The following is a 25,469-nucleotide window of genomic DNA, read 5'->3' as shown; positions in this document are numbered from 1 at the left end:
AGCCCTTCCTGCCAAAGCAGTGATGCAGATGGTTCAATAAAGGGTGTACATAATTCTGTTCTTCTCAAACCACGGCATCAACATTTGCCGTACTTGCAGGTATAGATATAAATTAATACTGCCGGCCTCTATTCTTTTCGGCAGAGATACCTTAGGCCCGCAGACATTCTGTGCGTCTGCTCCCGCTCTATTAGCTGTTTAGCACACCCTGCTTGCTTTGCCTGTCCGTGTCTTTGCCACCATTGGCCTGCTGCCCGTGGTTGACTTGTAATTCCCTGTTTTTACCCATTTCAACCCCCTTATCATCATGGCAAAAAACATTACGCGTCCCATTCTGATGCTGGCTGCCGCCACTACCGCCGTGGTAGGAGCCGTTGCCTGGAGTGGGCAAGGCACCCGGCTGGAAGCTTCCAGCCACCGCGAGGCTCCGCTTATTGCCGACGACCCGTTGGCCGATAACACCGACCTGTACGCCTTCCGCAGCCCGGATGCGCCCGAGACGGTAACGATTATCGCCAACTACATTCCGCTGGAGCTGCCACAGGGCGGCCCCAACTACAATACGTTCGGCGAAAACGTGCGCTACGAGATTCACGTGAAGAACAGCGCCACCACCACCGGCGACGATATCACCTACCGTTTCACGTTTGCGCGCACCAACCAGGACCCCACCACGTTTTTCAACATCCGGCTGGGGCAGCAGAACCTGAAAACCACCTACACCCTCGAAGCCATTCGGGGCGGTGCTACCACCACGCTGGTAACCAACGGCATTGTCCCCCCAACCAACGTAGGGCCGCGCTCCATCACCAGCGCCGCCGGCCTGAACACGACGTATGAAGCCCTGATGACCGGTGCTATTCGCACCGCCGCCAATGGCGTAAGAGTATTCTGCGGCCCGACCGACGACCCATTCTTTGCGGACCTGGGCGGTATTTTCGATTTGGGCGGTATTCGCACGGCAAGCGCCCGCGACGGCCTGGCCCGCAAAAACACGCATGCCATTGCCCTGCAGATTCCGATTTCGGTGCTGCAGAAAGACGGCAAAACGGCCGCGCAGGCGGCCACTATCCTCGATCCGGACTTCGTGATTGGCGTGTGGGCTTCGGCCAGCCGCCCCGCGTTGCGCACGCTCAATGCCGATGGCACGCAGGCGCACTCCGGCAACTGGATTCAGGTGTCGCGCATTGGTATGCCGCTCACCAACGAAGTAATTGTGCCCATCGGCGGCAAGGACCGCTGGAACTCGCGCACGCCGTACACCGAGGACGCTACCACCGACGATTACCTCTCCAACCCTGAGCTTGGCCTGTATATGGCCGAAGGCATGGCCAACGGCACCACCTACTTCGGTGCTGCTGTACCGGGTCTGGCCCCGTTGCGCATTCAAAGCAACTCGCTGCAGGCTTTCGACTTCCGCAACGGCGCCAACGGCGTATCGGGCCTGACGCCTGCCCAGCGCGCCGGTACCGTGTTTGCTGATCCTACGTTCGGGCCGTATCTGTTGCGTGCCGGCAAGCCCCGCTCCGTAGATATTTTGCCGATCTTCCATACCGGTGTGCCCAACCTGCCGCCGTACCAGCTGGCTACCGGCAAGCCCGCCCGCAACCCATTGGCCGCCGGCAAGCCGTTCATCAACAACTTCCTGCCTGTGCTCGGCGACATGCTGCGCCTGAACATGGCGGTGCCAGCTACGCCCCGCAACTCGGCTGATTTCAGCTCCGAAGGCTTGCTGCAGGCCGCCGTATTGGGCCTCACGGACCCGCGCTATAATACCAGCGCTACGCTGCAGCCCATTCCGAACATGGACGGCTTCCCGAACGGTCGTCGTTTGGAAGATGACGTGACCCGTATTGAACTGCAGGCAGTGGGCGGTGCCGTGCTGGCCGCCATCGGTTTGTTTTATGACGACTACACGGCCACCGCTACCAGCCCGCTGACCCCGCAGTTGCTGAGTGTAGTTGGGTTCCGTACTGGTATCGAAGCCAACGACACCACGTTTAAAGCCGGTTTCCCTTACGCCCAAACTCCCTGGAGCGGTACCAAAGCACAACGCGTAGCTTTGTCGCAGCGCAACGCCACTGGCGGCCTGGGTTTGCAGCCAAACACCGTGGACAACTTCGTGGCTTTCCCGAACCCAGTGGTAGACCAGACGACATTCCGCTACGAAGTGGGCATGAAGTCGGACCTGACGCTGCGCATCACTGACCTGAACGGCCGCGTAATTTCCACGCCGATGAAGGGCAAAGCCCATAAGCCTGGTGCCTACGAGTACGAGTGGCGCATGCCATCCGGCACGGCGGCCGGCATCTATGTAGCCACGCTTTCGAATGGCTCAACGGTGCTGCAAACCATCCGGATTGCGCATCAGCGCTAGCCCAAACTGCCTCCTAAACCACCCAGATGCCGCGTTTAGCCTCCTGTCGGGCGTGGTATCCAACAGTTGAATGGATTGATAGCCGGACCCGGGTGTGTCCGGCTATCTTTTGGGCGGTAATCTGTAGCTTCCGGTGCTGCAAATGCCGGTAGCGTGCCGCGGAAGCGTCCTGTCTTTCGTATCGAACTCTCAACTCCCACTTCTGTGCGAAAATATCTTTACCCGATTTTACTGCTCAGCTTTGTGGCAGCCGTGGCGGCGCTGGTTTTCTTCCGCAAGCCCGAGCCCGTTCCAACCCTCAAGCCTCGCCACGGCGACCTGGCCCTGGGGGGCGAGTGGGTGAACACCCAGCAAGCTGTGGGTGGCCTGCTGGCCCGCCTGCGCGAGCAGCCCGACGACACCAAAGCCCAGCTGCTGCTGGCCCAGGCCTATATGCAGGAAGGCCGCGTGACCGGCGACCATCCGTACTATGATATGGCGGCCGTGAAGCTGCTCGATGAGATTCTACGCCGGGAGCCCGACAACTTTGAGGCGCTGTGCTGCAAAGCCTCGCTTAGTCTCACCCAGCATCACTTCACCGAAGGCTTGGCCCTGGCCGAACAGGCCGTGCAAATCAACCCCAACAACGCCTTTGTATACGGGCTGCTCTGCGACGCCAATGTGGAGCTGGGCCGCTACCCCGAAGCCGTGCGCATGGCCGATAAAATGAACACTGTGCGCCCCGACCTGCGCGCCTACGCCCGGGTGTCGTATCTGCGCGAAATCCACGGCGACGTGCCCGGTGCTATTGAGGCGATGGACATGGCCACGAAAGCCGGCGTAAGCGGCCTGGAGCAAACGGAATGGTCGCGCATCACGCTGGGCCACCTCTACGAAACCACCGGCGACCTGGCCCGCGCCGAGCAGCAGTACCAAACGGCGCTGGCGGCCCGGCCCGGCTATGCCTACGCGCTGGCCGGCCTCGGCCGCGTGGCCAAAGCCCGCCACGAGTATCCGGCGGCCATTGCGCACTTTCAGAAAGCTCGGGCTACGGTGAAGGACTATGCTTTTGCCGATGAGCTGACTGATATCTACCGCCTCAACCACGAGCCGGCCAAAGCCAACGCCATGGCCCGCGAAGCCATCAGTATGCTGGCCAACGACGCCAAGGAGGCCGACGAAAACGAACAGATGGGCCACTACGCCGACCGGGAACTAGCCTACGCCTACCTCAAAACCAACGAGCTGGATAAGGCCCTCGAGCACGCCAAGCTGGAATACGAGCGCCGCCCCGACAACATCGATGTGCAGGAAACGCTGGCCTGGGTGCACTACAAGCGCGGCGAATATGCCGAGGCGCAGAAGCTCATCACGCAGGCCCGCCGCACCAACTCTAAAAACCCCACGCTGCTTTGCCGCGCCGGGCTGATTGCTACCAAAACCGGCCGCGCCGCCGAGGGTCAGGCTCTGATCCGGCAGGCCCTGACCATCAACCCGTACCTGAGCATGGAACTGGCCGAGGAAGGCAAGCAACTGCTGGCCGGCTTGTAGCCCGTGGCACGGACTTAAGTCCGTAGCCCACCCTAGCTGCTCCAACTGCCCTGCTCCGGCGGGCTACGGACTTAAGTCCGTGTTATACCTGATTTGCGCTGATGACACCAAAATCTATCCGCCTACTGCTGCTGCCGTTGCTGCTCCTGCCGGCCGCCGCCAGTGCGCATGCCCTCGACGGCGTGGATGTCAGCAAGCTAAGCCAGGCCGAAGCCGTTTGGATCTACCTGCAGCTGGGCTTCGAGCATATCCTCCCGCTGGGCCTCGACCATATTCTGTTTGTGCTGAGCATTGCGCTGCTGGAGCCGCGCCTGAAGTCGGTGCTGGTGCAGGCTACGGCCTTCACGGTGGCGCACTCCATCACGCTGGGGCTGGCTATGTATGGGTTGATTTCGCCGCCTGCGGATATTATTGAACCCATTATTGCGCTGTCGATTCTGTTTGTGGCGCTGGAAAACATCCTCGTTAGCAAGCTGAATCCGTGGCGGGTGGTGGTGGTATTTGGCTTCGGGCTGGTGCACGGCATGGGCTTCGCCAGCGTGCTGACCGGCCTGGGGCTGCCGCGGCGCCTGTTTCTGGAGTCGTTGCTAGCCTTCAATGTAGGCGTGGAGCTGGGGCAAGTAGCCGTAATTCTGCTGGCCTGGGGACTGGTGGGCTACTGGGTTGGGCAGAAGCCTTGGTACAAGCGCCGCGTAGTAGTGCCGGCTTCCGTGGTCATCGGCCTCATTGCCGCTTATTGGACCGTAGAAAGAGTGTTTTTTGCCTGATTTGCCTGAAAAACTGGCATTCCGACCGCAGGGAGGAATCTGAGTAAAGCCACCAAGACAATCCAGATTTCTTGCTCCACTCGGAATGACAGACCAGTTAGAGCTGCCAAACCGCTAATGCTGAAACTCTATGCTCCGTACTGCCCTCATCTGGCTGCTGCAACTCAACTACCTGCTGGTAGTTGGCGCGGGCCTTGTGGGCCGGCCGGAGCCCGTACCGCAGCGCGCTACCGCCTATGTGCACAGCGCCGACTGCCAGCAAAAGCACTACCTGCAAATCGACTGCTTCGACCATTGCAACGGCGAGCAGTACGCCACGCGCAAACCCGGCGCTTCGGAAACCCCGCTGCATTTCCTGAGCACCCTCAAAGGGCTGGACGTGCATTGCCTCACCACCGCCGACCCGTCTCCGGTGCGGGCGTTTTTCTATGTTGCTAAGCCACAGGTTCCGCGCCTGCGTCCGGCCGCACCGGCTGGCTTCGGGCAGCAACTCTACGCCCCTCCGCGCCACGGATAAGAAGTGCTTCGGGCCTTATTGTGCCCGATTTTCGGTTTGCCTGCTAAGCCGGATTTAGTCAACTTCTTATCATCCGACGCATCTTCTGCTCGCTTCCTGCGCGGTAGAGGCTCCGTCATGGCTGCGGTAGTATGCACCTTCTTTTTCTACGAATTTACCTGCTTGGGCTGGCGCTGCTGGTTTTGAGCAGTGCGGCGCACGCCCAAAGCGGCGCCTTGGCCACATTGCGCGGCACCATCGCCGATTCCGTTTCCGGGCAGCCGCTGCCGGGCACTGGCTTGCAGCTAACCGGCCCGGCCGGCACTACCGGCACGGCCACCGATGATTTGGGTCACTTCCGTCTGGGCGGATTGGCGGCCGGCACCTACACGCTCCAGGCCACCGGCCTCGGCTATGGTACCCACCGCCAGCAACTCACGCTGGCCGCCGGCGAAACCCGGAGCCTCGCGCTGGCGCTGCCCGCCGTGGCCCTGAGCCTGCGCGAAGTAACCGTGGCCCAGCCCCGCGACCCCAACCAGAGTTTGGCCCCCATCACCCGCATCGACCAGCTGCTGCGGCCCGTGAACTCAGCGCAGGACCTGCTGCCGCTGGTGCCGGGTTTGGTCATTGCCCAGCACGCAGGCGGCGGCAAGGCCGAGCAGATATTCATCCGAGGCTTCGATGTCGACCACGGCACCGATTTCAACGTGAGCATTGATGGGCTGCCGGTGAACATGGTGAGCCACGCCCACGGCCAGGGCTATGCCGATATGCACTTCGTGATTCCGGAAACCGTAGATGCGCTGCGCGTTTATAAAGGGCCCTACACGGCGCGGTTCGGAGATTTTGCCACGGCCGGCGCCGGCGAGTTCAGCACCAAGACCACCCTGGAAAGCAGCCTGGCCAAGGTGGAAATCGGGCGGTTTGATACGCGTCGGGCGGTGGCGCTGCTGAATCTGCTGCCCGCCGGCAAGCACCTGCTTTCCAGCCAGACCGAAAGCGCCTACCTGGCCAGCGAGTACACCTTCACCAATGCCTACTTCGACAGCCCGCAGGACTTCCGGCGATTCAACGGGCTGGGCAAATACACCGGGGTGTTGTCTGACCGCACGTCGCTGATGCTGCTGGGCTCACACTTCACCTCGCGGTGGGATGCTTCGGGGCAGGTGCCCGAGCGGGCCATCCGCGACGGCCGGATTTCGCGCTTCGGCGCCATCGACAACACCGAGGGCGGCAGCACCAGCCGCACCAACGCCACGGCCGTGCTCACCACCGCCTTGCCCCACAACGCCGTGTTGCGCCAGCAGGTTTACTATTCGCGCTACGATTTCAACCTGTACTCCAACTTCACCTTCTTCCTCGACAACCCCGCCCAGGGCGACCAGATCCGGCAAACCGACGGCCGCAACATCTACGGCTACACAGGCACTTACGAGCGCGCCGGCCAGCTTGGCCGCCGCAGCCTGCGCTCCACGTTCGGTCTGGGCACCCGCCTTGATGATGTGGATCTGGCGCTGCGCAACTCGGTGAAGCGGCAAGTGACGGGCACCATCGTGAGCGGCCGGGTTTTCGAGCAGAACCTGAACGCCTACCTCGACGAAACGCTCACGCTCACCGACCAGCTCACGCTCAATGCCGCTCTGCGCGCCGACTACTTTGTGTTCCGGTTTCAGGGCGAGCAGGAAGCTGAGGAATCAGGCCGGGCGACCAAGGCGCGCATCAGCCCCAAGCTGAACCTGTACTACGACCTCATGCCGAATATGCAGCTGTTCGCGCGCTCCGGTCTGGGTTTTCATTCCAATGATGCCCGCGCCGTAGTCGTGAACCGCACCGACTCGTTGCCGGCGCTGCCGCGGGCCATTGGCTACGAGTTGGGCAGCACGTTCAAGCCAGTGTCGGCGCTGGTGGTGAATGCCGCCTTCTGGGCGTTGCATCTGCAGGATGAGCTGGTGTACGTCGGCGACGGCGGCTTTACGGAAAGCGCCGGCCGCACCCGCCGTTTCGGTGCCGACGTGGCGCTGCGCTACCAGCTCAGCCGCGTGTTGTTTGCTGATGTAGACCTGAATTACGCCCGTGGCCGGCTGGTGGGCGCGCCGGACGGGGAGAACTATATTCCGCTGGCGCCCAGCTTCACCACGGTAGGCGGACTCACACTCAAGCAGCCGCGCGGCCTGAGTGCCAGTGTGCGCTACCGCCACCTCAACACTCGCCCTGCCAATGAGGCCAATACGGTGCGGGCCCAAGGCTATTTCCTGCTCGATGCCGTAGCCAGCTACGCCGTGGGCCGCTTCGTGCTAGGGGCTACTGCCGAAAACCTGCTGAACGTGGAGTGGAACCAGGCCCAATTTGATACGCTGAGCCGCCTGCCCGGCGAGCCGGCCGAAGGCGTGTCAGAGCTGCACTACACGCCTGGCACGCCGTTTTTCGTGAAAGGCAGCGTGAGCGTGCTGTTCTAAGGCTCGTCCCGGTCCGGCGGCTGTTGAAAGGCGTCGGGCCGGCTGCCACCAGCTAATATTGTTTGGCCGAACTGAGCCTGTAGAGACGCGACACTTCGCGTCTTAGCGTGTGCTGGCGTTGCTACGACAGCGTAGTGCAGCGCGGTTCTGGCCGCTGAACGGCCACTCTTTGGCTGGCCTGTAGTGGGCTAACAGGCAGATATCAATACGTGGCAAATAGCCGCAATGCTTGCTGCACTGGCTATTCTCCGTCTCCCGCACTACCTTGCTGCATGACCACGAAGGCCGGTGCTGCAGAACGATCAATGAATGTTATAGTAGCTGCCTTGGGGCTGCTGCTGAGCTTGTCCGGCTGCCAGGCCTCGGCCACCGAAAGCGGTGCGCCAACCGCCTTTGTGGCAACCGCCGCTGACACTGCCACGGCAGGTGCCGCCGCGCCGCTGCCCGACTCGCTCGCCCTTACGCCCGTGGCGGCACTCAGCAACCTACCCGATTCTGTGCGCCAAGCGGTGCGGAAGCTGCACGCGCAGCTTGGCCCCGAGGCCGCCAGGCTGCGGCCCGAGGTGCTGGAGCGCGCCTGCGTCGGCTACCTTGCGCTGCGCCACGAGGGCCGCATTCAGCAGGGTGGCGTGCTGGCCGTGGCCGACATGGATTTGCCGTCTTCGGAAAAGCGCCTGTGGGTGCTGGATTTGCGTAAGGGCCTAATACTGCACCGCAGCCACGTGGCGCACGGCCGGGGCTCCGGCAAGCTGCGCGCCCGGCGCTTTTCCAACACTATCAAGTCGGCGTGTACGGCGCTGGGCTTCTACCGCACCCAGGACACCTACGGCGGCAGCCACGGCCTCTCGCGCCGCCTGCGTGGCCTCGACAAAGGCCAGAACGATAATGCCCTGCGCCGCTACGTGGTGCTGCACGCCGCCGATTACGTGAGCCGCCAGCATCTGCAGCGCCACGGCCAGGCCGGCTACAGCCGCGGCTGCCCCGCCCTGCCTCCGGATCAATATCGTGCCATCATCAACAGCCTGCCCGAAGGTTCCTGCCTGCTGCTGGCTGGTCCCGGGCTGGAATCGAAGTGGCTGGATGGCGCTGCCGCCGCCCGCCAGCTGGCGGCGCGGGGATGGCAGTAGAAAAGAACTCAGTAAGGATATGACAGAGAGAATAGCAGCTTTATCGGCTTTAAGGAAGCAGATACCTGTTGGGGCGGAGGAGGGGCTGAGGTTACTGGCAGAAACCAATGGTGATATAGTAGCTGCTGTTGCGCAATTCAAAGCTGAAAAACTCGTCCTTATTCTTGCAAAGACAGGCGCTGATGCCAGTTTTTGTCAGCAATGCCTTAAGGCTAATTGCTTCGATATTCGTCAAACCTTAGTACAGATAGAGAACAGCCAATATTCTGTATCAGAACGTGTTTTTCGTAAATACAAATGGCCTGCTCAAGCCTTAAGTAAGTTAGCACTTGTAGTAGAGCAGGCAACTCAGCTTCAGCGAAAATATTGGTTGACAGCAGCAGAATTAGCTATTCTAAATAAACCTCAATACGCGTTGTTACTTGTCCAGGAGTGGATAATGTATGAAGAATGGGAAGATTTTTCTGCCGCGCTGTCATTTGAAATAGAAGCCGTTATTGAGGTTTTTGAGCAAGAGTTGAAGCTGCCAGCAGTAGCAGCCAATTTATGTGCGGCAAGCCAACGCAGTCAGAAAATAAAACTGACCACGAGTTATCAGGAAGCTTTTCGGCAAAAAGGCTACGCGCCAGAAGACCCGGAAATACAGCAATATGAAGTAGTGTACCAAAGTCAACGCGCATTGATTGACGAAAGCCTGTATCGATATGCTCTGGCACGCATTGCCTTATTTCCATAAAAAAGGGCCTCCGGAAAATCCGGAGGCCCTTTTTGTTGATCGGAAAACCAGTTTTTACTGCACCGCTACTTTGCGGCTCAGGCCTAGTTCCGGTACGCTCAGCTGGTACACACCCGCTGGCAGTGTCCGCTCAATGCGGAGGCGCTGCTCAGTAGAGCCAGGGTAGAGGCGCACTTTCTGCTCGTGCACAAGGCGGCCCATGAGGTCCGTGAGGCGCAGCGTGGCCGTCACGTCCGTCGGCGACTGCAGCACCACGTCGATGCGGTTGGCAGCGGTGGGGTTCGGGTACACCGTGAGGTCGGCGCCCGATACCACGGCTTGCTTGTTGCTCAGCACGTCGGTTTCGCGCAGGGCGGTGCTGGTGAGCACAGCCGGGGCAGTGTAGGTGGCCTTGATGAAGGCGCGTTGGGCCGGATTGGCCGTAGAGGCGTTTTTAGCGCGCAGCGTCAGCCAGCCAGTGGCGGTGGGCGTGTAGGTGCCCGTCAGGTTGCCGGTGCCGGTCCGGCTGCTGACAATAGTGCTCGTGCCGCTCACCAGTTCCACCGTAAGGCTGCGGGCAGCATCAGTCGGAAACAGGTTGTAGGTAACAGCTTTGCCCGACTCTACATAAATGCGGCCGGCCGTACGGTAGGCCGTGGACGAAGCTGGCAGCTGCCCACCCTGCTTCAACGATGAGGCGTGCGAGTCGCCGAGGTCATCGGCCAGCTCCCACTCCTGGGTGGTGGCCATGGCGGCGCGGACATAGTTGGTGTTGATACCGGTAGGAGCCCACACCGAGTAGCCGCGGCGGCCGCCGGTGGCCGTGCCGTTGCAGGGCGGCGTGTTGATGCTCACCGTCTGCGAGCCGCTCACCGTGACGGTGGCCGTGCCGTTGGCGCCGGAGTAGTCCTTGAGCACGGTGCCGGGCGCGAAATCACACGAAACCGTGCTGTTCTGCCAGGTCGAGAAGTTGTCGTTGATGCCGATGATGGCCTTGGTGCTGCGCTCAATTACCAGGTGGTCCTGGGCCTGCCAGCGCACTTTGTAGGCGCCATCCTTGAAGCGCAGGTTCTGGTGGCACCAGATCAGGTTCTCGATATCAGAGCGCTGGGGCAAATCGACGGTGCTGGTGGGCTGGTGCGAGTAGCGCTTGCCCGTATTGCCGATATTGAACAGGTCCTCAAAGAAAATCTGCGGCGAGCCATCCACGGCCAGGGCGGCGGCATACGCGGCCGACAACCGCGGGTCGAACGGATCAATATGCGGGGCTAGCTCCGAGCCGGTGTTCCAGCCAGTATAGTTGCCGGTGCTGCTCACCTGGGGCCGGAACGTGTCGTGGTTGTTCACGAACGGTACGGTGCGGTGCACAAACGTGCCGTTGATGCTCACCACACGCGTGCCCTGCTGGTAGCCAGGCAACGAGCCAATATCAAAGTTGCCGCCCCCGCTCACGATGCTGTACAGCGCGTTGCGCAAGGAGAAGTCGAAGGTGCCGGCGCGGTTCTGTACGCTTGCCACCCAGCTGTCCATCTGGCTGCTGCCGCCCACCCATTCGCCCACGGCGTACATGGTGGCGCCGCCGTTAGCCCAGCCGGCGTTGCTTTGCATGTTGTAGAGGAAGTCCTCCATGGCAAACTCCGGGAAGTGCTTCACGGCGTCCAGGCGCACGCCATCGAAGCCTTCCTGCTTTTTGTACCACACCAGCCAGTTGCGCTGGTTGTTGCGCATGTAGTCGGCGCTCTGAGTTGGGTTGAAGGTGGCGTTGGAGCTCTGCCCGTACGAGCCGTTGTAGTAGCTAATGTCGGGCCCGAACAGAATCTGATTCTGGTCGCCGGAGGTGGAGTTGTTTCCGGGGTTGGGGTTGAAATTCTGCCAGTTTTTCGGGAAGCGGCCGTTGCGGGCCAAGTAGTTGGCGGCCGTTTCGTCGGTAGCGGGCTTGCTGTAGCTCACATACCGGAAGTTCTTGTACTTGCTGGTCGAGCCATCTTCCCAGGCCGCTGGATCCTGGCCGCCGCCGCCGGTCTGGGAGCCGGCCCCGTCGTTGTGGTTGAGCACGATGTCCTGCACTACCTCAATGCCGTTGGCGTGCAGCACGGCCACGGCGCGCAGCAGCTCATCCTTGTTGCCCATGCGGGTGGCCGTGAAACCTTTCTGGTACTTGTCGCCCAGATCGTAGTTGTCGAAGGGCGAGTAGCCGTTGCCCTGGTTGCCGTTTTTGATGGTCGGCGGCAGCCAGACAGCATCAATGCCCATGGCTTTCAGGCGTGGGGCCAGCAGGGCTACATAGTTCGCCCAGCCGTTGGGGTAATTGGTGTTCCAGTAGTCCCACCAGTAGCCTTGCAGAACTACTTTTTGGGCTTTGGCCGGCTGACCGCCCAGCACTAACAGGGCAGTGGCCGCCAGGGTGAGCTTGCGCCACCAGGCATTTGTACAATTGAGCATATGGGTTTGGGGAATTGGTTGGTGAAGCGGGTCGGAAGCGGCGAAAATTCGCTTTTGCAGGCACTTTATGAAATGCCAGGCTACAATATAAATAAGAAAATTCCGTTATGAAGCATTGGCCAAAATTTTACTGATACCTCCCGGTTTACTTCCAGCGTTTGCTATGCCGGGGTTGTTATGGAATCAATATGGCTAGCGCTATGTTGTATGAGTTCCATTACCGCAGCTACAGCAGTCATCATCCGGCTGCGGACTATTTGCGTATAGGCTTTCCAAGATGTCTTTTGCAAACAAAGGGCATCTTTTTTACAACTGAAACCGAAGTATGTCGATGGAAAATCAGAGTGTAGTTCGTCGTCAGCGGCTTAAGCGCCGGGCACGCCGCATGGCGCGTCGTGTATTGCCCTTTGTAGCTGCGCTGTTTATGGCAACGCCGTTGGCGGCCCCGGTGGTGGGCAACGGCAACAAAGTGAAAGCGGCAAGTGTGGAAGCTAAGCTGCCTTCGGCGAAAAGCCTGCAGTCTGCGTTCTTCAACCAGCGCCTGCACGAACTTTACCGCGACCTGAATGTAGAAAGCCAGGGCTTGCGCTATGCAGTGTTTGAAAAAGCTATTACCGGCTACCTTAACCTGCAGCACGAAGGCCAGCTGTCTGATGCCAAGCAGCTACTCACGGTGGTTGATTTCGAGCTTCCTAGTACCGAAAAGCGCCTGTGGGTGCTGGATTTGGCTGCCAAGGAAGTGAAGTTCCATACACTGGTGGCACACGGCCATAATTCGGGTGAGAACGTAGCCACCAACTTCTCCAACAAAAACGAGTCGAACATGAGCAGCCTGGGGTTCTACGTGACCCAGGGCGAATATCAGGGCAAGCATGGCCGCTCGCTTAAGCTCAATGGCGTTGACGAAGGCTTTAATACCAATGCCTTGATGCGCTCCGTGGTAATGCACGGTGCCGACTACGTGAGTGAAGACTTCATTCAGCAATATGGCCGCTTGGGCCGTAGCCTGGGGTGCCCTGCATTGCCCATGGACCAGAAAGACGAAATCATTGAGGCTGTGAATGGCGGAACCTGTCTGTTTCTGAACGGGCCCGATCAGTCGTATTCTTCCAAGTACCTCAACGAAGACGTAGCCATGAACGCGCTGCTCAGCAACAACAGCTAGGAGTGTAGGAGCCATATTTCATTTGAAGCCAAAGAAAAAGCCTCGCGAAACTCGCGGGGCTTTTCTTTGGCCGACAATAAGCGGGCAAGCATTTATTCCCGAATCAGCTTTTGGTAGCTGATTGTACCGGTGCTGGTTCGGAACTGCAGCAAATACATGCCTGGAACTAAGGCAACTGTGCTGATAGTAGTAGCGGTAGTCACTGGGCCGTGCTGCAACAGCCGGCCTTGATTGTCAAACAACCAGAAGCTGCCGTTGCCAGCCAGTCGCCAACCGTTGGAAGCCGGATTAGGAAACACATGTACTGTTTCCATAGCTGTGTCAGGATTCGGCACGGAAAGTAATGGGCCTGCTGACTGTCCATAAAAATTCACCCGACTGGCGATGCCATTACTTCTGCCTGATGTGTTGAACCACCAGTAGGTCCAGGAGTTGGCCACACGTTTGCGTAGTACTACGTAACCGGTGGTACCGTTGCGGAAGAAGCCACGCCCCCCCAGTGCCGCCGTTCCCAACCAACGTGTAGGCTAGAAAAGCGCCGGCTGCGCTCCAGCGCAGCCCTCGGCCAATTTCGGCGTTAGCTAGAAACCGGTGGACACTGTCAAACCCTACCGAATCGAGAGCTAGCTCAGAGCCTGGGCTCAGAGGGACTGCGGTAAAGAAAAACCGCGTGGGCTGCCCGGCCCCCGTAGGTAGATAATTGTTTTCGCGAAAACTTATGTCGGTTACGTTGTCGCCGTCAACATCCACGCGCAATGAATCCGTATTACTTGCCGGCTGCCAATTGAGGGCGGTCAGGGCCGCTCCAACAGGATGTACCATTTGAGCCGAAGCCATGGCCGGCAACGCTAGCAGCAAAAGGGCTAAGCAGGAACCACGAGCACGCATAGTCAGTGATACTGTTGATGTAGGCAGAGGTCAAGATAGGAAGTCGTTGGTAAATAGCATCTAGGCTCTGATGCTCTTTGTGCACACTCCGTGATTTTTAGAGTGTTTCGCTGATATCCGCTAGAGCTTCACACTAAACTTAGCGCCCACCGTTTCCAGGTCGCGGATGACGGGCTCCAGCAGCGGAATGCCTTCCAGCAGCCGCACGGCCGACGTTTTGCGCTCCGGGTCGCCGGGGATGAGGACGTGGCGGCCTTCCACGGCCTGCGCTTGGCGGAATGTGCTGATCCAGTTGTCCATGTGGGCTTTGAACTCGTCGGCAGGACGGAAGGCATCTACGCGCATGGCCCCGAAGAAGTGGCCCAGGCCCTGTCCCACCGGATTGGCCGACGGCTGCAGAAACGCCACGAAGGGCGGCACCCACGGTCCGTAATTAGCCCCGCTCAGCACCGCCGAAAAGATATCCACCACCGCGCCCAAGCCATAGCCTTTGTGCGAGCCGGTGGCGCCGCCCAACGGTAGCAAGGCTCCGCCGTTTTTCACGGCGTTGGCATCCGTGGAGCCTTTGCCAGTGGCGTCCTGGGCCCAGCCGTCCGGAATCGGCAGGCTTTTGCGCTGCGCAATTTCCAGCTTGCCGTTGGCGGCCGTAGTGGTGGCCATATCCAGCACAAAATCGGGCTGCTCGCCGGCGGGCACGGCCACGGCAATGGGGTTGGTGCCCAGCAGTCGCTCCAGCGAATAAGTGGGCGCTACCAGCGGCGAGGCATTGGTCATGGCCACCCCAATCATGTCGTGGGCCAGCGCCAGCATGGCGTGGTAGCCGGCAATGCCGAAGTGGTTGGAATTCTTCACCGATACCCAGCCAGTGCCCACCAGCCGGGCTTTATCCAGGGCCACCTGCATAGCCCGCGGCCCCACCACCAGTCCTAGGCCTCCGTCGCCGTCCACCACGGCGGTGCTGGGCGTTTCGTACGTCACGCCGATGCGGGGCGTGGTATTGATGCGGCCGGCTTCCCAGAGGCGCACATAGCCAATCAGCCGCGCCACGCCGTGCGAGTCTACACCGCGCAAATCGGCCGAAAGCAGGGTTTCGGTGGCTAGCGTGGCGTCGGCATCGGGGCAGCCCATGCCACTGAAAACAGCTTCGGCGAAGGCAAACAGCTGGTTGTAGGAGAGAGTAGTGGTCATTTAGTAAGCGGTGCGTGTGGTCCCAGGGCTGAAGCCTTGGGCTACGGAATGGAGCAGATAAGCGCTAAGTAGAGAAAGGAACCTGGACTCCAGCCTCACTAGCCCAGGGCCTCAGCCCTGGAGCACACGTGGAGTGTCTGGAACGACTTAGGCTACGACGCCAGCATTTCAGCCAGTAGCCCTTCTTTGAGAGCATAGGCTGAAGTGCGGATTTTAGTAATGCCAGTTAGCTCCAGCACATACTCAATGAGCACCACGGCCACTACTAGCATGTCGGCGCGCATGGGCAGGATGCCGGGCAGGGCCTTGCGCTGCTCGTGGGGCAAGCTCAGTAGCTGCTGCTGGCTACGGCGGAAGCTCTCCAGCGGCAGGTCCGTGGACGGGGGGAGGTCGGCTTCAGCGCGCAGGTGCCCCAGGTGCATGTCGGCTAGGCTGTCGAACGAACCGGACGCGCCTACCAGGCCTACTGGCCGAAATTCAGCTACGGCGGTGGCCAGCGGCGCCAGCACCTGCTGGAAATACGCCTTTTCGGCGGCTATGGCTGCGGGTGGAAACACGCCGCTGGGGTCTGGGAAGAACTTGTCGAGCAGGCGCTGAGCCCCGATTTCAAAGCTCTGCTTCCAGAAAATCTGGCCTTCATCGGCAATAATAAACTCTACGGAGCCGCCGCCGATATCCATAATCAGGTGCTTGTCGGGGCCTAGGGGCACGGCCTTGCGCACGCCAGCGCAGATCAGCTCGGCCTCCCGGTCGCCGGCAATAACTTCTACCTGAATGCCGGTTTGGGCAAAAATGTCCTTTACCAGCTCAGGTCCGTTGCTGGTCACGCGCATGGCGCTGGTGGCCGTGGCGCGCACATCCGTCACTTGGTGTAGCTCCATTTCCTCTTTGAAGCCGGCCAGCGTGTGCAGCGCCCGTGCATACGGCTCGGGTGCAATCTGGCCCTTGCTGATGCCGCCCTCACCCAGCCGCACGCCTACCTTGGTGCGCAGCAGCGTAACAGGCTGCGCGTGTCGCGCTTCTGGCAGTTCCACAATCAGCAGATGGAACGTATTGGTGCCCATGTCGATGAGGGCCAGCCGGCGATGCAGAGAAGGAGGATGTGACACGGACTTGGGGTGATGAGGTGAATAGGGAGGAAGTAATGGAGGGTATAGCAGTGCTAAGGGCCAGTTGCCGACCCAAGCTGGCTCAGACGCGGGCGTGCTGACGTTGGTTTCTCTGGATTTTCACCCTAGCGAGATTCCTAGGCTCCGCTCGGAATGGCATGCTGGTTCTGACTGTGGTATCCTAGGCCACCTAGGTGGCGAAGCGGCAGAACGTGCCCAGTGGCAGCTTGCGGGCTGCGGCATCATGCAGGTAGATTTCCCCAATTTCCCGCTTGTCGCGCATGTCCGGGAAGATTTCACCTACCAGATTGTCGAGAATCAGGGCCGAGAAACCCAGTGAGTAAAGGTTCACGAGGAAAAAGTGGTCCTGCGGGTCGAGCAGCTCCTTGCAGAGCTTGAGCATTTCGTTGAGCTCGTCTTCCAGCTGCCACTTTTCGCCGTTGGGGCCACGGCCGTAAGCGGGCGGGTCGAGAATGAGGCCCTGGTATTTGCTGCCACGCTTCACTTCGCGCCGCACGTATTTCATGGCATCCTCCACCAGCCAGCGCACGCCATCGAGGCTGCTGGCTTCCATGTTGTCGCGGGCCCAGAAGTTCACCTGCTTCACCGAATCGAGGTGCGTGACGTCGGCGCCGGCAGCGCGGGCGGCCAGCGTAGCGGCCCCGGTGTAGGCAAACAGGTTGAGCACGCGCGGCACGGCCGCTTTGCGCTGGCGGGTCTGCTGGTAAATGAACTGCCAGTTGGGGTCCTGCTCCGGAAACAGCCCCACGTGCTTAAACGACGACATGCCCAGTCGAAACCGCAGCTTCAGGCCGTCGGGCCGCTCATAGCCAATCAGCCACTGCTCGGGCGTGCCGGGCTTGATTTTCCACTGCCCACGCTCCTGGCTGCCCTTTTCGCGGGTAAACGTGGCGTTGGCGCGCTGCCATTCCGAGGCTGGTAGGTGCGGGTCCCAGATAGCCTGGGGCTCGGGCCGGGAGAGAATGTGCTGGCCAAAACGCTCCAGTTTCTCGAAGTTGCCGGCGTCAATCAGCTCGTAGTCGGCCCAGGGGCTCGTGGTCAGGAAAGTGTACATGCCGGCAAAGGTACGAAGGGGGTGATGAGGTGATGAGGTGACAAGTGACAGGTAAAGGAAGAACGTCATTCCGAGCGGAGCCGAGGAATCTCGCGTGCTGACGTTGGTTTCTCTTGATTTTCACCCTAGCGAGATTCCTCGCAGGCTCGGAATGACGTTCTTGCTTTACCTGTCACCTGTCACCTGTCACCTGTCACCTGTCACCTCATCACCTCATCACCTCATCACCTCATCACCTCATTACCCCCTTCGTACCTTTGCCCTATGAGCACCACGCTGCACTTCCACAAATACCAGGGCACCGGCAACGACTTCGTGATGCTGGACGACCGCGCCGAAACCTTCGATGCCGCCGACCACGCGCTGGTGCGCCACCTCTGCGACCGGCGCCGCGGCATCGGAGCCGATGGCCTGATTCTGCTGCGCAACCACCCGGAGTACGATTTCGAGATGGTGTATTTCAACGCCGACGGCTACCTGGGCTCAATGTGCGGCAACGGCGGACGCTGCACCGTGGCCTTTGCCCGGCAGCTGGGCGTCATCGAAACCGACACCCGCTTCCTGGCCGCCGACGGCCCCCACGAGGCCCGCATCGAAGCCGACGGCACCGTGCACTTGCGCATGCAGGACGTGGCCGGGCAGCAGCAGTTGGAAGGTGTAGGCGTGTTTCTGGATACCGGCTCGCCCCATGTGGTGCGCTTTGAGCCCGCCAGTACCCTGGCCGAGTTGAACGTGTTTGCCGAAGGCCGCGCCATCCGCTATGGCGAGCTGTTCCGCGAGAAAGGCACCAACATCAACTTCGTGGAGGCGCCCACCGTGCCCGGCCAGCCCTGGCAGGTACGCACCTACGAGCGGGGCGTAGAAAATGAAACTCTGAGCTGCGGCACCGGCGTTACGGCCGTAGCGCTGGCCGCCTCACAGCATGGCGCTACCAGTCCTGTGCACCTGCGCACCCCCGGCGGCGACCTGCGCGTAACCTTCCAGACCCAACCCGACGGCTCCTTCCGGCACGTCTACCTCATTGGCCCCGCCACGCGGGTATTTGAAGGCTCTATGCTGTGCTGATTTCTAATGTGTTGGTGTGCTGATCCACAAGCGCATTGCCATAGTCAACACAGCACATCAATACATCAGAAATCAGCACAGCAACATGCTCCATTCCGACCTCGTATTCCTGCGCCCTCTCGAAGCCGACGACCTCGACTTTCTATATGCGCTGGAAAACGACCCCGCAGTCTGGAGCGTGTCTGATACGCTGGCACCGGTGTCGCGCTACACGCTGCGGCAGTACCTCGACAACGCCGCCGCCGACTTACATGAGGTGCGTCAGCTGCGGCTGGTGCTGTGCGCTACGGCTAGTGGCGCAGCTGTGGGCACCATCGACTTGTTTGCTTTTGAGCCCCTGCACCAACGGGCTGGAGTAGGGGTGGTGGTGCAGGCTAGCCAGCGGCGGCAGGGCTATGCGCAGGCGGCGCTGCAACTGATGCAGCCCTATGCTCGGCAGGTATTGCGGCTGCATCAGCTGCACTGCACAGTTGCCGCCGATAATGCAGCCAGCCTGCAATTGTTCACAGCAGCAGGCTTTGTGCCAGTAGGCGTACGCCGGGAATGGCTACGTACGGCGGCAGGTTGGCAGGATGCAGTGGAAATGCAGCTATTACTTTGAAGTTTACGGTTGAGCTATTCAACTTAGCTGAACTATGCCAAGTATTTTAGCGTTAGCTCGTCAATATCCTTTTAAATAATTGGGCGTATACCCACAAAGTGCTAGCAGGCTATAGATGCTGAAGCCCTGGTTAGAGGCCTGCAACCCACTTTATTCTTCATTTTGTTTTGCCTATGCCGCTGTCTCCACCAGCGGGGTTGAATGCGCATGCCTCCAGCTCCGCCTCCACTACCCAAACTGCCGTTACTGGTGCACCTGATTCCTATTCTTTGCCTGATGTAGTGTGCTTTGCACATTTGCATTGGGATTTTGTGTGGCAACGGCCTCAGCACTTGCTTTCACGCTTTGCGCAGTATGGCCGGGTGTTTTATGTAGAAGACGCCTTCTACCACCCCGACAATCTGGTGGAACCCCATATAGAGGTGAAAGAGCGCCAACAGGGCTTGAAAGTGCTGGTCGTGCACTTGCCTGACAGGCTGCGTGAGCAGGAATCTGCTGCCGACCAAGCTCAATTTGAGGTGCTCAGCCGCTATTTCAATGAACAGGGCATTGAGCAGTATCTGTTCTGGTACTACACGCCCATGGCATTGGGCAAGTCGCGCCTTTTTCAGCCACTACTTACAGTATATGACTGTATGGACGAGTTGGCTGCCTTCAAGTTTGCACCGCCTCAGCTGCGCAAACTAGAGCAGGAATTGTTCGAGAAAGCTGACTTGGTGTTCACGGGCGGCCATACGCTCTATGAAGCCAAGCGCCAGCAGCATGCTGATGCGCACCCCTTCCCCAGTAGCATCGATAAGGCGCATTTCGGGCAGGCCCGCCAAGCCATGCCAGAGCCCGCAGACCAGGCCGGTATTGCGCATCCACGCATTGGGTTTTTCGGCGTAGTGGATGAGCGGTTAGATATCGAGTTGTTGGGCCAGCTAGCAGAAGCCCATCCACAATGGCAATTTGTCATTATTGGGCCGGTTGTAAAAATTGACCCGGCCACCCTGCCCCGTCAGGCCAACATTCATTACCTCGGCGGTAAAGACTACCAGGAACTGCCTGCATACCTGCGGGGTTGGGAAGTAGCTACGCTGCTGTTCGCCGACAACGAAAGCACCAAGTTTATTTCGCCTACTAAAACACCGGAGTATCTGGCGGCCGGCCGGCCAGTTGTCAGCACCCCCATCCGCGACGTGGTGCGGCCTTACGGCGAGTTGAATCTCGTTCAGATTGCCAGCTCTGCCCCCGACTTCGGCCAGGCTATTGAGAAGGCGTTGCTACAAACGCAGGACGCCGACTGGCGCCAGCGCACCGACGACTACCTCGCCACCATTTCCTGGGACCAGACCTGGCAGCAAATGGTGGAATTGATGCACAATCGTCTGCAAGCCAAGACGCCTGTTCTTACCACTGCTGCTACTCTGTAAAAGCGAAATTTCCTGCTGCATCCTTTCTACCAACCACATTCACCCCGTACGCTATGTTTGATTACCTGATTGTTGGGGCCGGATTTGCCGGCAGCGTGCTGGCGGAACGGCTAGCCACCCGCTCGAATAAAAAAGTCCTTATCGTAGACAAGCGCAACCATATTGCTGGCAATGCCTACGACCACTACAATGAGGATGGCATCCTGGTCCATAAATATGGCCCGCATATCTTCCACACCAATTCCAAAGACGTATTTGAGTACCTCTCCGATTTCACGGACTGGCGCCCGTACGAGCACCGCGTGCTGGCCTCTGTGGATGGCCAGATGGTGCCCATGCCTATCAACCTCGACACCATCAACAAGCTCTATGGTTTGTCGCTGAACAGCTTCGAGGTAGAGCAATTCTTCGAGTCAGTAGCTGAGGACGTACCTGTTATTCGCACTTCCGAGGATGTGGTAGTAAGCAAAGTAGGGCGTGAGCTGTACGAGAAGTTCTTCAAGCACTATACCCGCAAGCAGTGGGGCATGGACCCGTCGGAACTAGACAAGTCGGTGACAAGCCGCGTACCTACCCGCACCAACCGCGACGACCGGTATTTCACGGATACTTACCAGGCCATGCCGCTGCACGGCTACACCCGCATGTTTGAGCGCATGCTTGACCACCCGAACATCAAGGTGATGCTCAACACCGATTACCATGACATCATCGACTTCATTCCTTTCAAGGAAATGATTTTCACGGGTCCGGTGGATGAGTACTTTGACTTCAAATATGGCAAGTTGCCATACCGCTCCTTGGAGTTCAAGCACGAAACCCTGAACGTAGAGCAGCACTTGGCCGCGCCCGTAGTGAACTACCCGAACGACAACCTATACACGCGCATCACGGAGTTTAAGGCCCTCACCGGTCAAAAGCATCCCAAAACGGCGTTGGTGTACGAGTATCCAAAAGCAGAAGGCGACCCATACTATCCTGTGCCGCGTCTGGAGAATGCTGAGTTGTATAATCAGTATAAAAAGCTCGCCGACCAGACACCGAACGTACATTTTGTGGGGCGCCTCGCTACCTATAAGTATTACAACATGGACCAGGTAGTGGCACAGGCTCTCACACTCTATAAGCGCCTCACTGAGAAGAGCGAAGAAGCCCTGAAAGCCCAGAAACCAGCTATTATTGGCTCCACGTCCATCATGGAGAAGCTGGTGCCCCGTGACCCGGCCAAACAGTAAAGCGCCCCTGAAACGTCATGCAGAGCGCAGCGTCTTGCGTGCTGATGCCTGAGTAGTAACACAGCATGCCAGCATGCGAGATGCTTCAGTTGCGCCTCTGCATGGCGTGCTACTACGCCTCAGTACAACGTACTAATCCGGCTAACTGACCTGACAAGTTCGCCGATCAGACAAACCCCGCACCCTTTTTGAGGATGCGGGGTTTGTCGTTTTGGGGTTCGGGGCGGCGCGTTTACGGTATTTCCCCAGGAGAATCCCGGAAATCCCTGTAAATTTGAGGTACGCCCCGGCGTTTCAGTTTAAAAATAACAGCATGTTTGACTTTCTAGGGAAAACCGTCGCCAAGATTTTCGGAACGAAATCGGACCGGGACTTGAAGGAGATTATCCCCTATGTGGCGCTCGTAAACGCCGAATATGCCAAACTGGCACAGCTCTCCGACGACCAGCTGCGCGAGCACACCAACGAGGTGCGCGCCCGCATCGACGCCCACCTCAAGCCGCTCGACGATCAGCTGGCCGCGTTGCACGCCCGTGTCAACGAAGATGCCAGCCTCGACATCTTGGCTAAGGAGAAGCTCTTCGACCAGATCGACGAGCTGGAAAAGCAGCGCAACAAAGATCTAGAAGTGGTGCTGATGCAGGTGCTGCCCGCCGCCTTTGCCACGGTGAAGGAAACAGCCCGTCGCTACACAGAAAACGGCCAGCTGGTGGTAACCGCCACCGACTACGACCGCCAGTACGCGCAGCGTAAAAAGAACGTCACGATTCAGGGCGACAAGGCCATCTGGAGCAACAAGTGGCTGGCGGCCGGCGCCGAAATCACCTGGGACATGATTCACTACGATGTCCAGATCATCGGGGGCGTGGTGCTGCACCAGGGCAAGATTTCGGAGATGGCTACCGGTGAGGGCAAAACCCTCGTTTCGACGCTGCCGGCGTTCCTGAACGCACTCAGCAAGCGCGGCGTGCACCTGGTAACCGTGAACGACTACCTGGCCAAGCGCGACTCGGAGTGGAATGCGCCGCTGTTCGAGTTCCACGGCATCACCGTGGACTGCATCGACAAGCACCAGCCCAACACCGACGCCCGCCGCGCGGCCTACGCCGCCGACATCACCTACGGCACCAACAACGAATTCGGCTTCGACTATCTGCGCGACAACATGGCGCGCGAAACCGGTGAGCTGGTGCAGCGCAAGCACCACTACGCCATGGTCGACGAAGTGGACTCTGTGCTGATTGACGATGCCCGGACGCCGCTCATCATCTCGGGCCCCGTGCCCCGTGGCGACGTGCACGAGTTCTACCAGCTCAAGCCCCGCATCCAGCGCCTCGTCGACGAGCAGAAAAAGCTGGTGCAGCAGTACTTGGTGGAAGCTCGCAAAGGAATCAAGGAAGGCAAAGACGGCTACAAGGAAGGAGAAGCCGGCCTGGCGCTGTTCCGCGCTTACCGTGGCCTGCCCAAGAGCAAGCCGCTCATCAAGTTTTTGTCGGAAACCGGCATGCGCGCCGTGCTGCAGAAAGTGGAAAACCACTACTTGCAGGACAACGCCCGCCAGATGCCCCAGGCCGACATGCCGCTGTTCTTCACGATTGACGAGAAAAACAACCAGATTGAGCTGACCGAGAAAGGCATTGACCTGATTACGGCGCAGGGCGAAGACCCGCACCTGTTTATCATGCCCGACATCGGGGTGGAAATTGCCAATCTGGAAAAGGACAACAGCCTGAAGGACGACGAGAAGCTGCACCGCAAGGAGCAGCTCATGCAAGACTACCAGGAGAAGAGCGAGCGGGTACACACCGTAAACCAGCTCCTGAAGGCCTACACGCTGTTTGAGAAAGACGACCAATACATCCTGACCGACGACGGCAAGGTGAAAATCGTGGATGAGCAGACCGGCCGCGTGATGGAAGGCCGCCGCTACTCCGACGGCTTGCACCAGGCCATTGAGGCCAAGGAAAACGTGCGCGTGGAAGACGCCACCCAGACCTACGCCACCGTTACGCTGCAGAACTACTTCCGCATGTACCACAAGCTGGGCGGCATGACGGGTACGGCCGAAACCGAAGCCGGCGAGCTGTGGGACATCTACAAGCTCGACGTGGTGGTGATTCCAACCAACCGCGGCATCCAGCGCAAAGACGAGCACGACAAGGTGTACAAGACCGTGCGTGAGAAGTACAACGCCGTAGCCGAGGAAATCCAGACGCTGGTGCAGGCCGGCCGCCCGGTGCTGGTAGGTACCACGAGCGTGGAAATCTCCGAGTTGGTGAGCCGCATGCTGAAGCTGCGCGGCATCCAGCACCAGGTGCTCAACGCTAAGCAAAACCAGCGCGAAGCCGAGATTGTGGCCGCTGCCGGCTATCCTGGCACCGTGACCATTGCCACCAACATGGCCGGCCGTGGCACCGACATCAAGCTGAAGGAAACCTCCAAGGAGGCCGGTGGCCTGGCCATCATCGGCACGGAGCGCCACGAAAGCCGCCGCGTAGACCGCCAGCTGCGGGGCCGTGCCGGCCGCCAGGGCGACCCAGGCTCGTCGCAGTTCTTCGTGAGCCTCGAAGACAACCTGATGCGCCTGTTTGGCTCTGACCGTATTGCCAAGCTCATGGACCGCATGGGCCTGGAGGAAGGCGAGGTAATTCAGCACTCGATGATTACCAGCTCGATTGAGCGGGCTCAGAAGAAGGTGGAGGAGAACAACTTCGGCCAGCGCAAGCGCCTGCTCGAGTACGACGACGTGATGAACGCCCAGCGCGAAGTGGTGTACAAGCGCCGCCGCAATGCCCTGTTTGGTGAGCGTCTGGAGCTGGACGTCTGGAACATGATTTACGACGTAGCCGAAGACATCGTGGCCGCCCATAAAATCAGCGGCGACTATGAAGACTTCAAGCTGGCCATCATCCGGGTGTACGGCTATGACACCTACATCACAGAAGCGGAAATGAAGGGCATGGCGGCCGGCCCGCTGGCGCAGAAGCTCTACGATGAGGCCCTGGGCTACTACCACAGCAAGAACGACCATATTGCCGGCAACGCCATGCCGCTCGTAAACAGCCTGCTGGAGCAGAATGCACCGTTCGAAAACGTGGCAGTGCCCTTCACCGATGGCCGCAAGCAGGTGTCGGCGGTAGCTAACCTGCGCCGCGCGCAAGCCACAGGCGGCCACGAAATCATCCGGAGCATGGAGAAATCTGTGGTGCTGTCGACCATCGACACGGCCTGGACCCAGCATTTGCGCCAGATGGATGACCTGAAGCAGGTGGTGCAGAACGCCGTGTATGAGCAGAAAGACCCGCTGCTGGTGTACAAGTTTGAGAGCTTCGAGCTGTTCAAAGGCATGATTGGCAAAGTCAACGAAGACACCCTGTCGTTCCTGTTCCGCGCCGACATTCCGGTGCAGGGCGGCGCCCAGGGCACCGACGAGGCTGAGTTCTACATCGAAGACGAACTGCCTACGCCGGCCCCAATGCCCAAGCTGAAGGCCGAGAAGGAAGTGTCGTCGGTTTCGCTGGGTGCCGGCCCCGAGGACATGGGCCCCGACGACGCGCAGGTGCTGGAAAAGCAGATGCCCGCCCGCTCACAGAAAGTAGCTAACCGCAACGAGAAGGTGACCGTGCAGTACATGGACGGCCGCATCGTGAGCGACGTGAAATACAAGACCGTGGAAGACGACCTACTCAACAACCGCTGCGTGCTGGTTGACGAGGCATAAGGCCGCCCCAGGCACCCAAACGGGCCGCGTTTCCAGCAGGAAGCGCGGCCCGTTTGTTGTAAAGCGCCAGTCTGTTTCGCGCTACATCCTTTTACCT

18 protein-coding genes are annotated in these 25,469 nt (G+C 59.5%); 13 read left to right on the top strand and 5 right to left on the bottom strand.

The features are described from left to right. Positions 1-307: 307 nt before the first annotated feature. The 7 genes from H8B14_RS02650 to H8B14_RS02620 all read left to right on the top strand — a co-directional run bounded on the left by H8B14_RS02650 (position 308) and on the right by H8B14_RS02620 (position 9,489). Positions 308-2,377, top strand: a complete 2,070-nt coding sequence (locus H8B14_RS02650; RefSeq protein WP_187314066.1) for a DUF4331 family protein — start codon at positions 308-310, stop codon at positions 2,375-2,377. A gap of 204 nt (positions 2,378-2,581) precedes the next feature. Continuing rightward, positions 2,582-3,907: a tetratricopeptide repeat protein gene (locus H8B14_RS21275; protein WP_187314065.1), complete on the top strand. Its 1,326-nt coding sequence runs from the start codon at positions 2,582-2,584 to the stop codon at positions 3,905-3,907. 101 nt (positions 3,908-4,008) lie between these two features. Then, positions 4,009-4,674 (top strand): HupE/UreJ family protein, encoded by a 666-nt coding sequence (locus tag H8B14_RS02640; protein ID WP_261989852.1) that lies wholly within the window; start codon positions 4,009-4,011, stop codon positions 4,672-4,674. Between the two features lie 130 nt (positions 4,675-4,804). Next, complete coding sequence (locus tag H8B14_RS02635; RefSeq protein WP_187314064.1) at positions 4,805-5,191, top strand: hypothetical protein; 387 nt, start codon at positions 4,805-4,807, stop codon at positions 5,189-5,191. Between the two features lie 131 nt (positions 5,192-5,322). After that, complete coding sequence (locus H8B14_RS02630) at positions 5,323-7,626, top strand: TonB-dependent receptor (RefSeq protein WP_187314063.1); 2,304 nt, start codon at positions 5,323-5,325, stop codon at positions 7,624-7,626. 305 nt (positions 7,627-7,931) lie between these two features. Continuing rightward, positions 7,932-8,753 carry a murein L,D-transpeptidase catalytic domain family protein gene (locus tag H8B14_RS02625; RefSeq protein WP_187314062.1) on the top strand — a complete coding sequence of 274 codons (822 nt, stop codon included), beginning with the start codon at positions 7,932-7,934 and terminating at the stop codon, positions 8,751-8,753. 19 nt (positions 8,754-8,772) lie between these two features. Further along, positions 8,773-9,489, top strand: a complete 717-nt coding sequence (locus tag H8B14_RS02620; protein WP_187314061.1) for a hypothetical protein — start codon at positions 8,773-8,775, stop codon at positions 9,487-9,489. Positions 9,490-9,543: 54 nt separating this feature from the next. Here the strand turns inward: H8B14_RS02620 and H8B14_RS02615 are convergent, their stop codons facing one another. Continuing rightward, a complete protein-coding gene (locus H8B14_RS02615) occupies positions 9,544-11,910 on the bottom strand; it encodes an alpha-amylase family glycosyl hydrolase (RefSeq protein WP_187314060.1) in 2,367 nt (788 codons plus the stop codon). A gap of 424 nt (positions 11,911-12,334) precedes the next feature. On the opposite strand from H8B14_RS02615, the gene H8B14_RS02610 reads away from it, so the two are divergent. After that, positions 12,335-13,075, top strand: a complete 741-nt coding sequence (locus H8B14_RS02610; RefSeq protein ID WP_261989851.1) for a murein L,D-transpeptidase catalytic domain family protein — start codon at positions 12,335-12,337, stop codon at positions 13,073-13,075. A 92-nt stretch (positions 13,076-13,167) separates the two neighbouring features. On the opposite strand, the gene H8B14_RS21270 is transcribed toward H8B14_RS02610, so the two are convergent. The 4 genes from H8B14_RS21270 to H8B14_RS02590 all read right to left on the bottom strand — a co-directional run bounded on the left by H8B14_RS21270 (position 13,168) and on the right by H8B14_RS02590 (position 17,335). Beyond that, on the bottom strand, positions 13,168-13,515 hold the full coding sequence (locus H8B14_RS21270) for a T9SS type A sorting domain-containing protein (RefSeq protein WP_187314059.1): 348 nt from the start codon (positions 13,513-13,515) through the stop codon (positions 13,168-13,170). 568 nt (positions 13,516-14,083) lie between these two features. After that, entirely contained in the window at positions 14,084-15,151 is a 1,068-nt protein-coding gene (locus H8B14_RS02600) for an Ldh family oxidoreductase (RefSeq protein WP_187314058.1), read from the bottom strand. Positions 15,152-15,303: 152 nt separating this feature from the next. Continuing rightward, on the bottom strand, positions 15,304-16,260 hold the full coding sequence (locus H8B14_RS02595) for a Ppx/GppA phosphatase family protein (RefSeq protein WP_315984796.1): 957 nt from the start codon (positions 16,258-16,260) through the stop codon (positions 15,304-15,306). A 190-nt stretch (positions 16,261-16,450) separates the two neighbouring features. After that, positions 16,451-17,335, bottom strand: a complete 885-nt coding sequence (locus H8B14_RS02590; protein WP_187314057.1) for a class I SAM-dependent methyltransferase — start codon at positions 17,333-17,335, stop codon at positions 16,451-16,453. A gap of 264 nt (positions 17,336-17,599) precedes the next feature. On the opposite strand from H8B14_RS02590, the gene dapF reads away from it, so the two are divergent. The 5 genes from dapF (at position 17,600) to secA (ending at position 25,372) form a co-directional block, all read left to right on the top strand. After that, positions 17,600-18,400 carry a diaminopimelate epimerase gene (gene dapF, locus H8B14_RS02585; protein WP_187314056.1) on the top strand — a complete coding sequence of 267 codons (801 nt, stop codon included), beginning with the start codon at positions 17,600-17,602 and terminating at the stop codon, positions 18,398-18,400. Positions 18,401-18,485: 85 nt separating this feature from the next. Further along, positions 18,486-19,001 carry a GNAT family N-acetyltransferase gene (locus H8B14_RS02580; RefSeq protein ID WP_187314055.1) on the top strand — a complete coding sequence of 172 codons (516 nt, stop codon included), beginning with the start codon at positions 18,486-18,488 and terminating at the stop codon, positions 18,999-19,001. A gap of 332 nt (positions 19,002-19,333) precedes the next feature. Further along, on the top strand, positions 19,334-20,416 hold the full coding sequence (locus H8B14_RS02575) for a glycosyltransferase (RefSeq protein WP_315984795.1): 1,083 nt from the start codon (positions 19,334-19,336) through the stop codon (positions 20,414-20,416). Between the two features lie 53 nt (positions 20,417-20,469). Continuing rightward, on the top strand, positions 20,470-21,651 hold the full coding sequence (glf, locus tag H8B14_RS02570) for a UDP-galactopyranose mutase (protein ID WP_187314054.1): 1,182 nt from the start codon (positions 20,470-20,472) through the stop codon (positions 21,649-21,651). Between the two features lie 313 nt (positions 21,652-21,964). Further along, entirely contained in the window at positions 21,965-25,372 is a 3,408-nt protein-coding gene (gene secA, locus H8B14_RS02565) for a preprotein translocase subunit SecA (protein WP_187314053.1), read from the top strand. The last annotated feature ends 97 nt before the right edge of the window (positions 25,373-25,469 follow it).

It is taken from the genome of Hymenobacter puniceus, from assembly GCF_014333525.1.
Taxonomy (GTDB): Bacteria; Bacteroidota; Bacteroidia; order Cytophagales; family Hymenobacteraceae; genus Hymenobacter.
The sequence above is the reverse complement of the archived record's forward strand: the minus strand, read 5'-3'. Positions and strand labels throughout refer to the sequence as shown.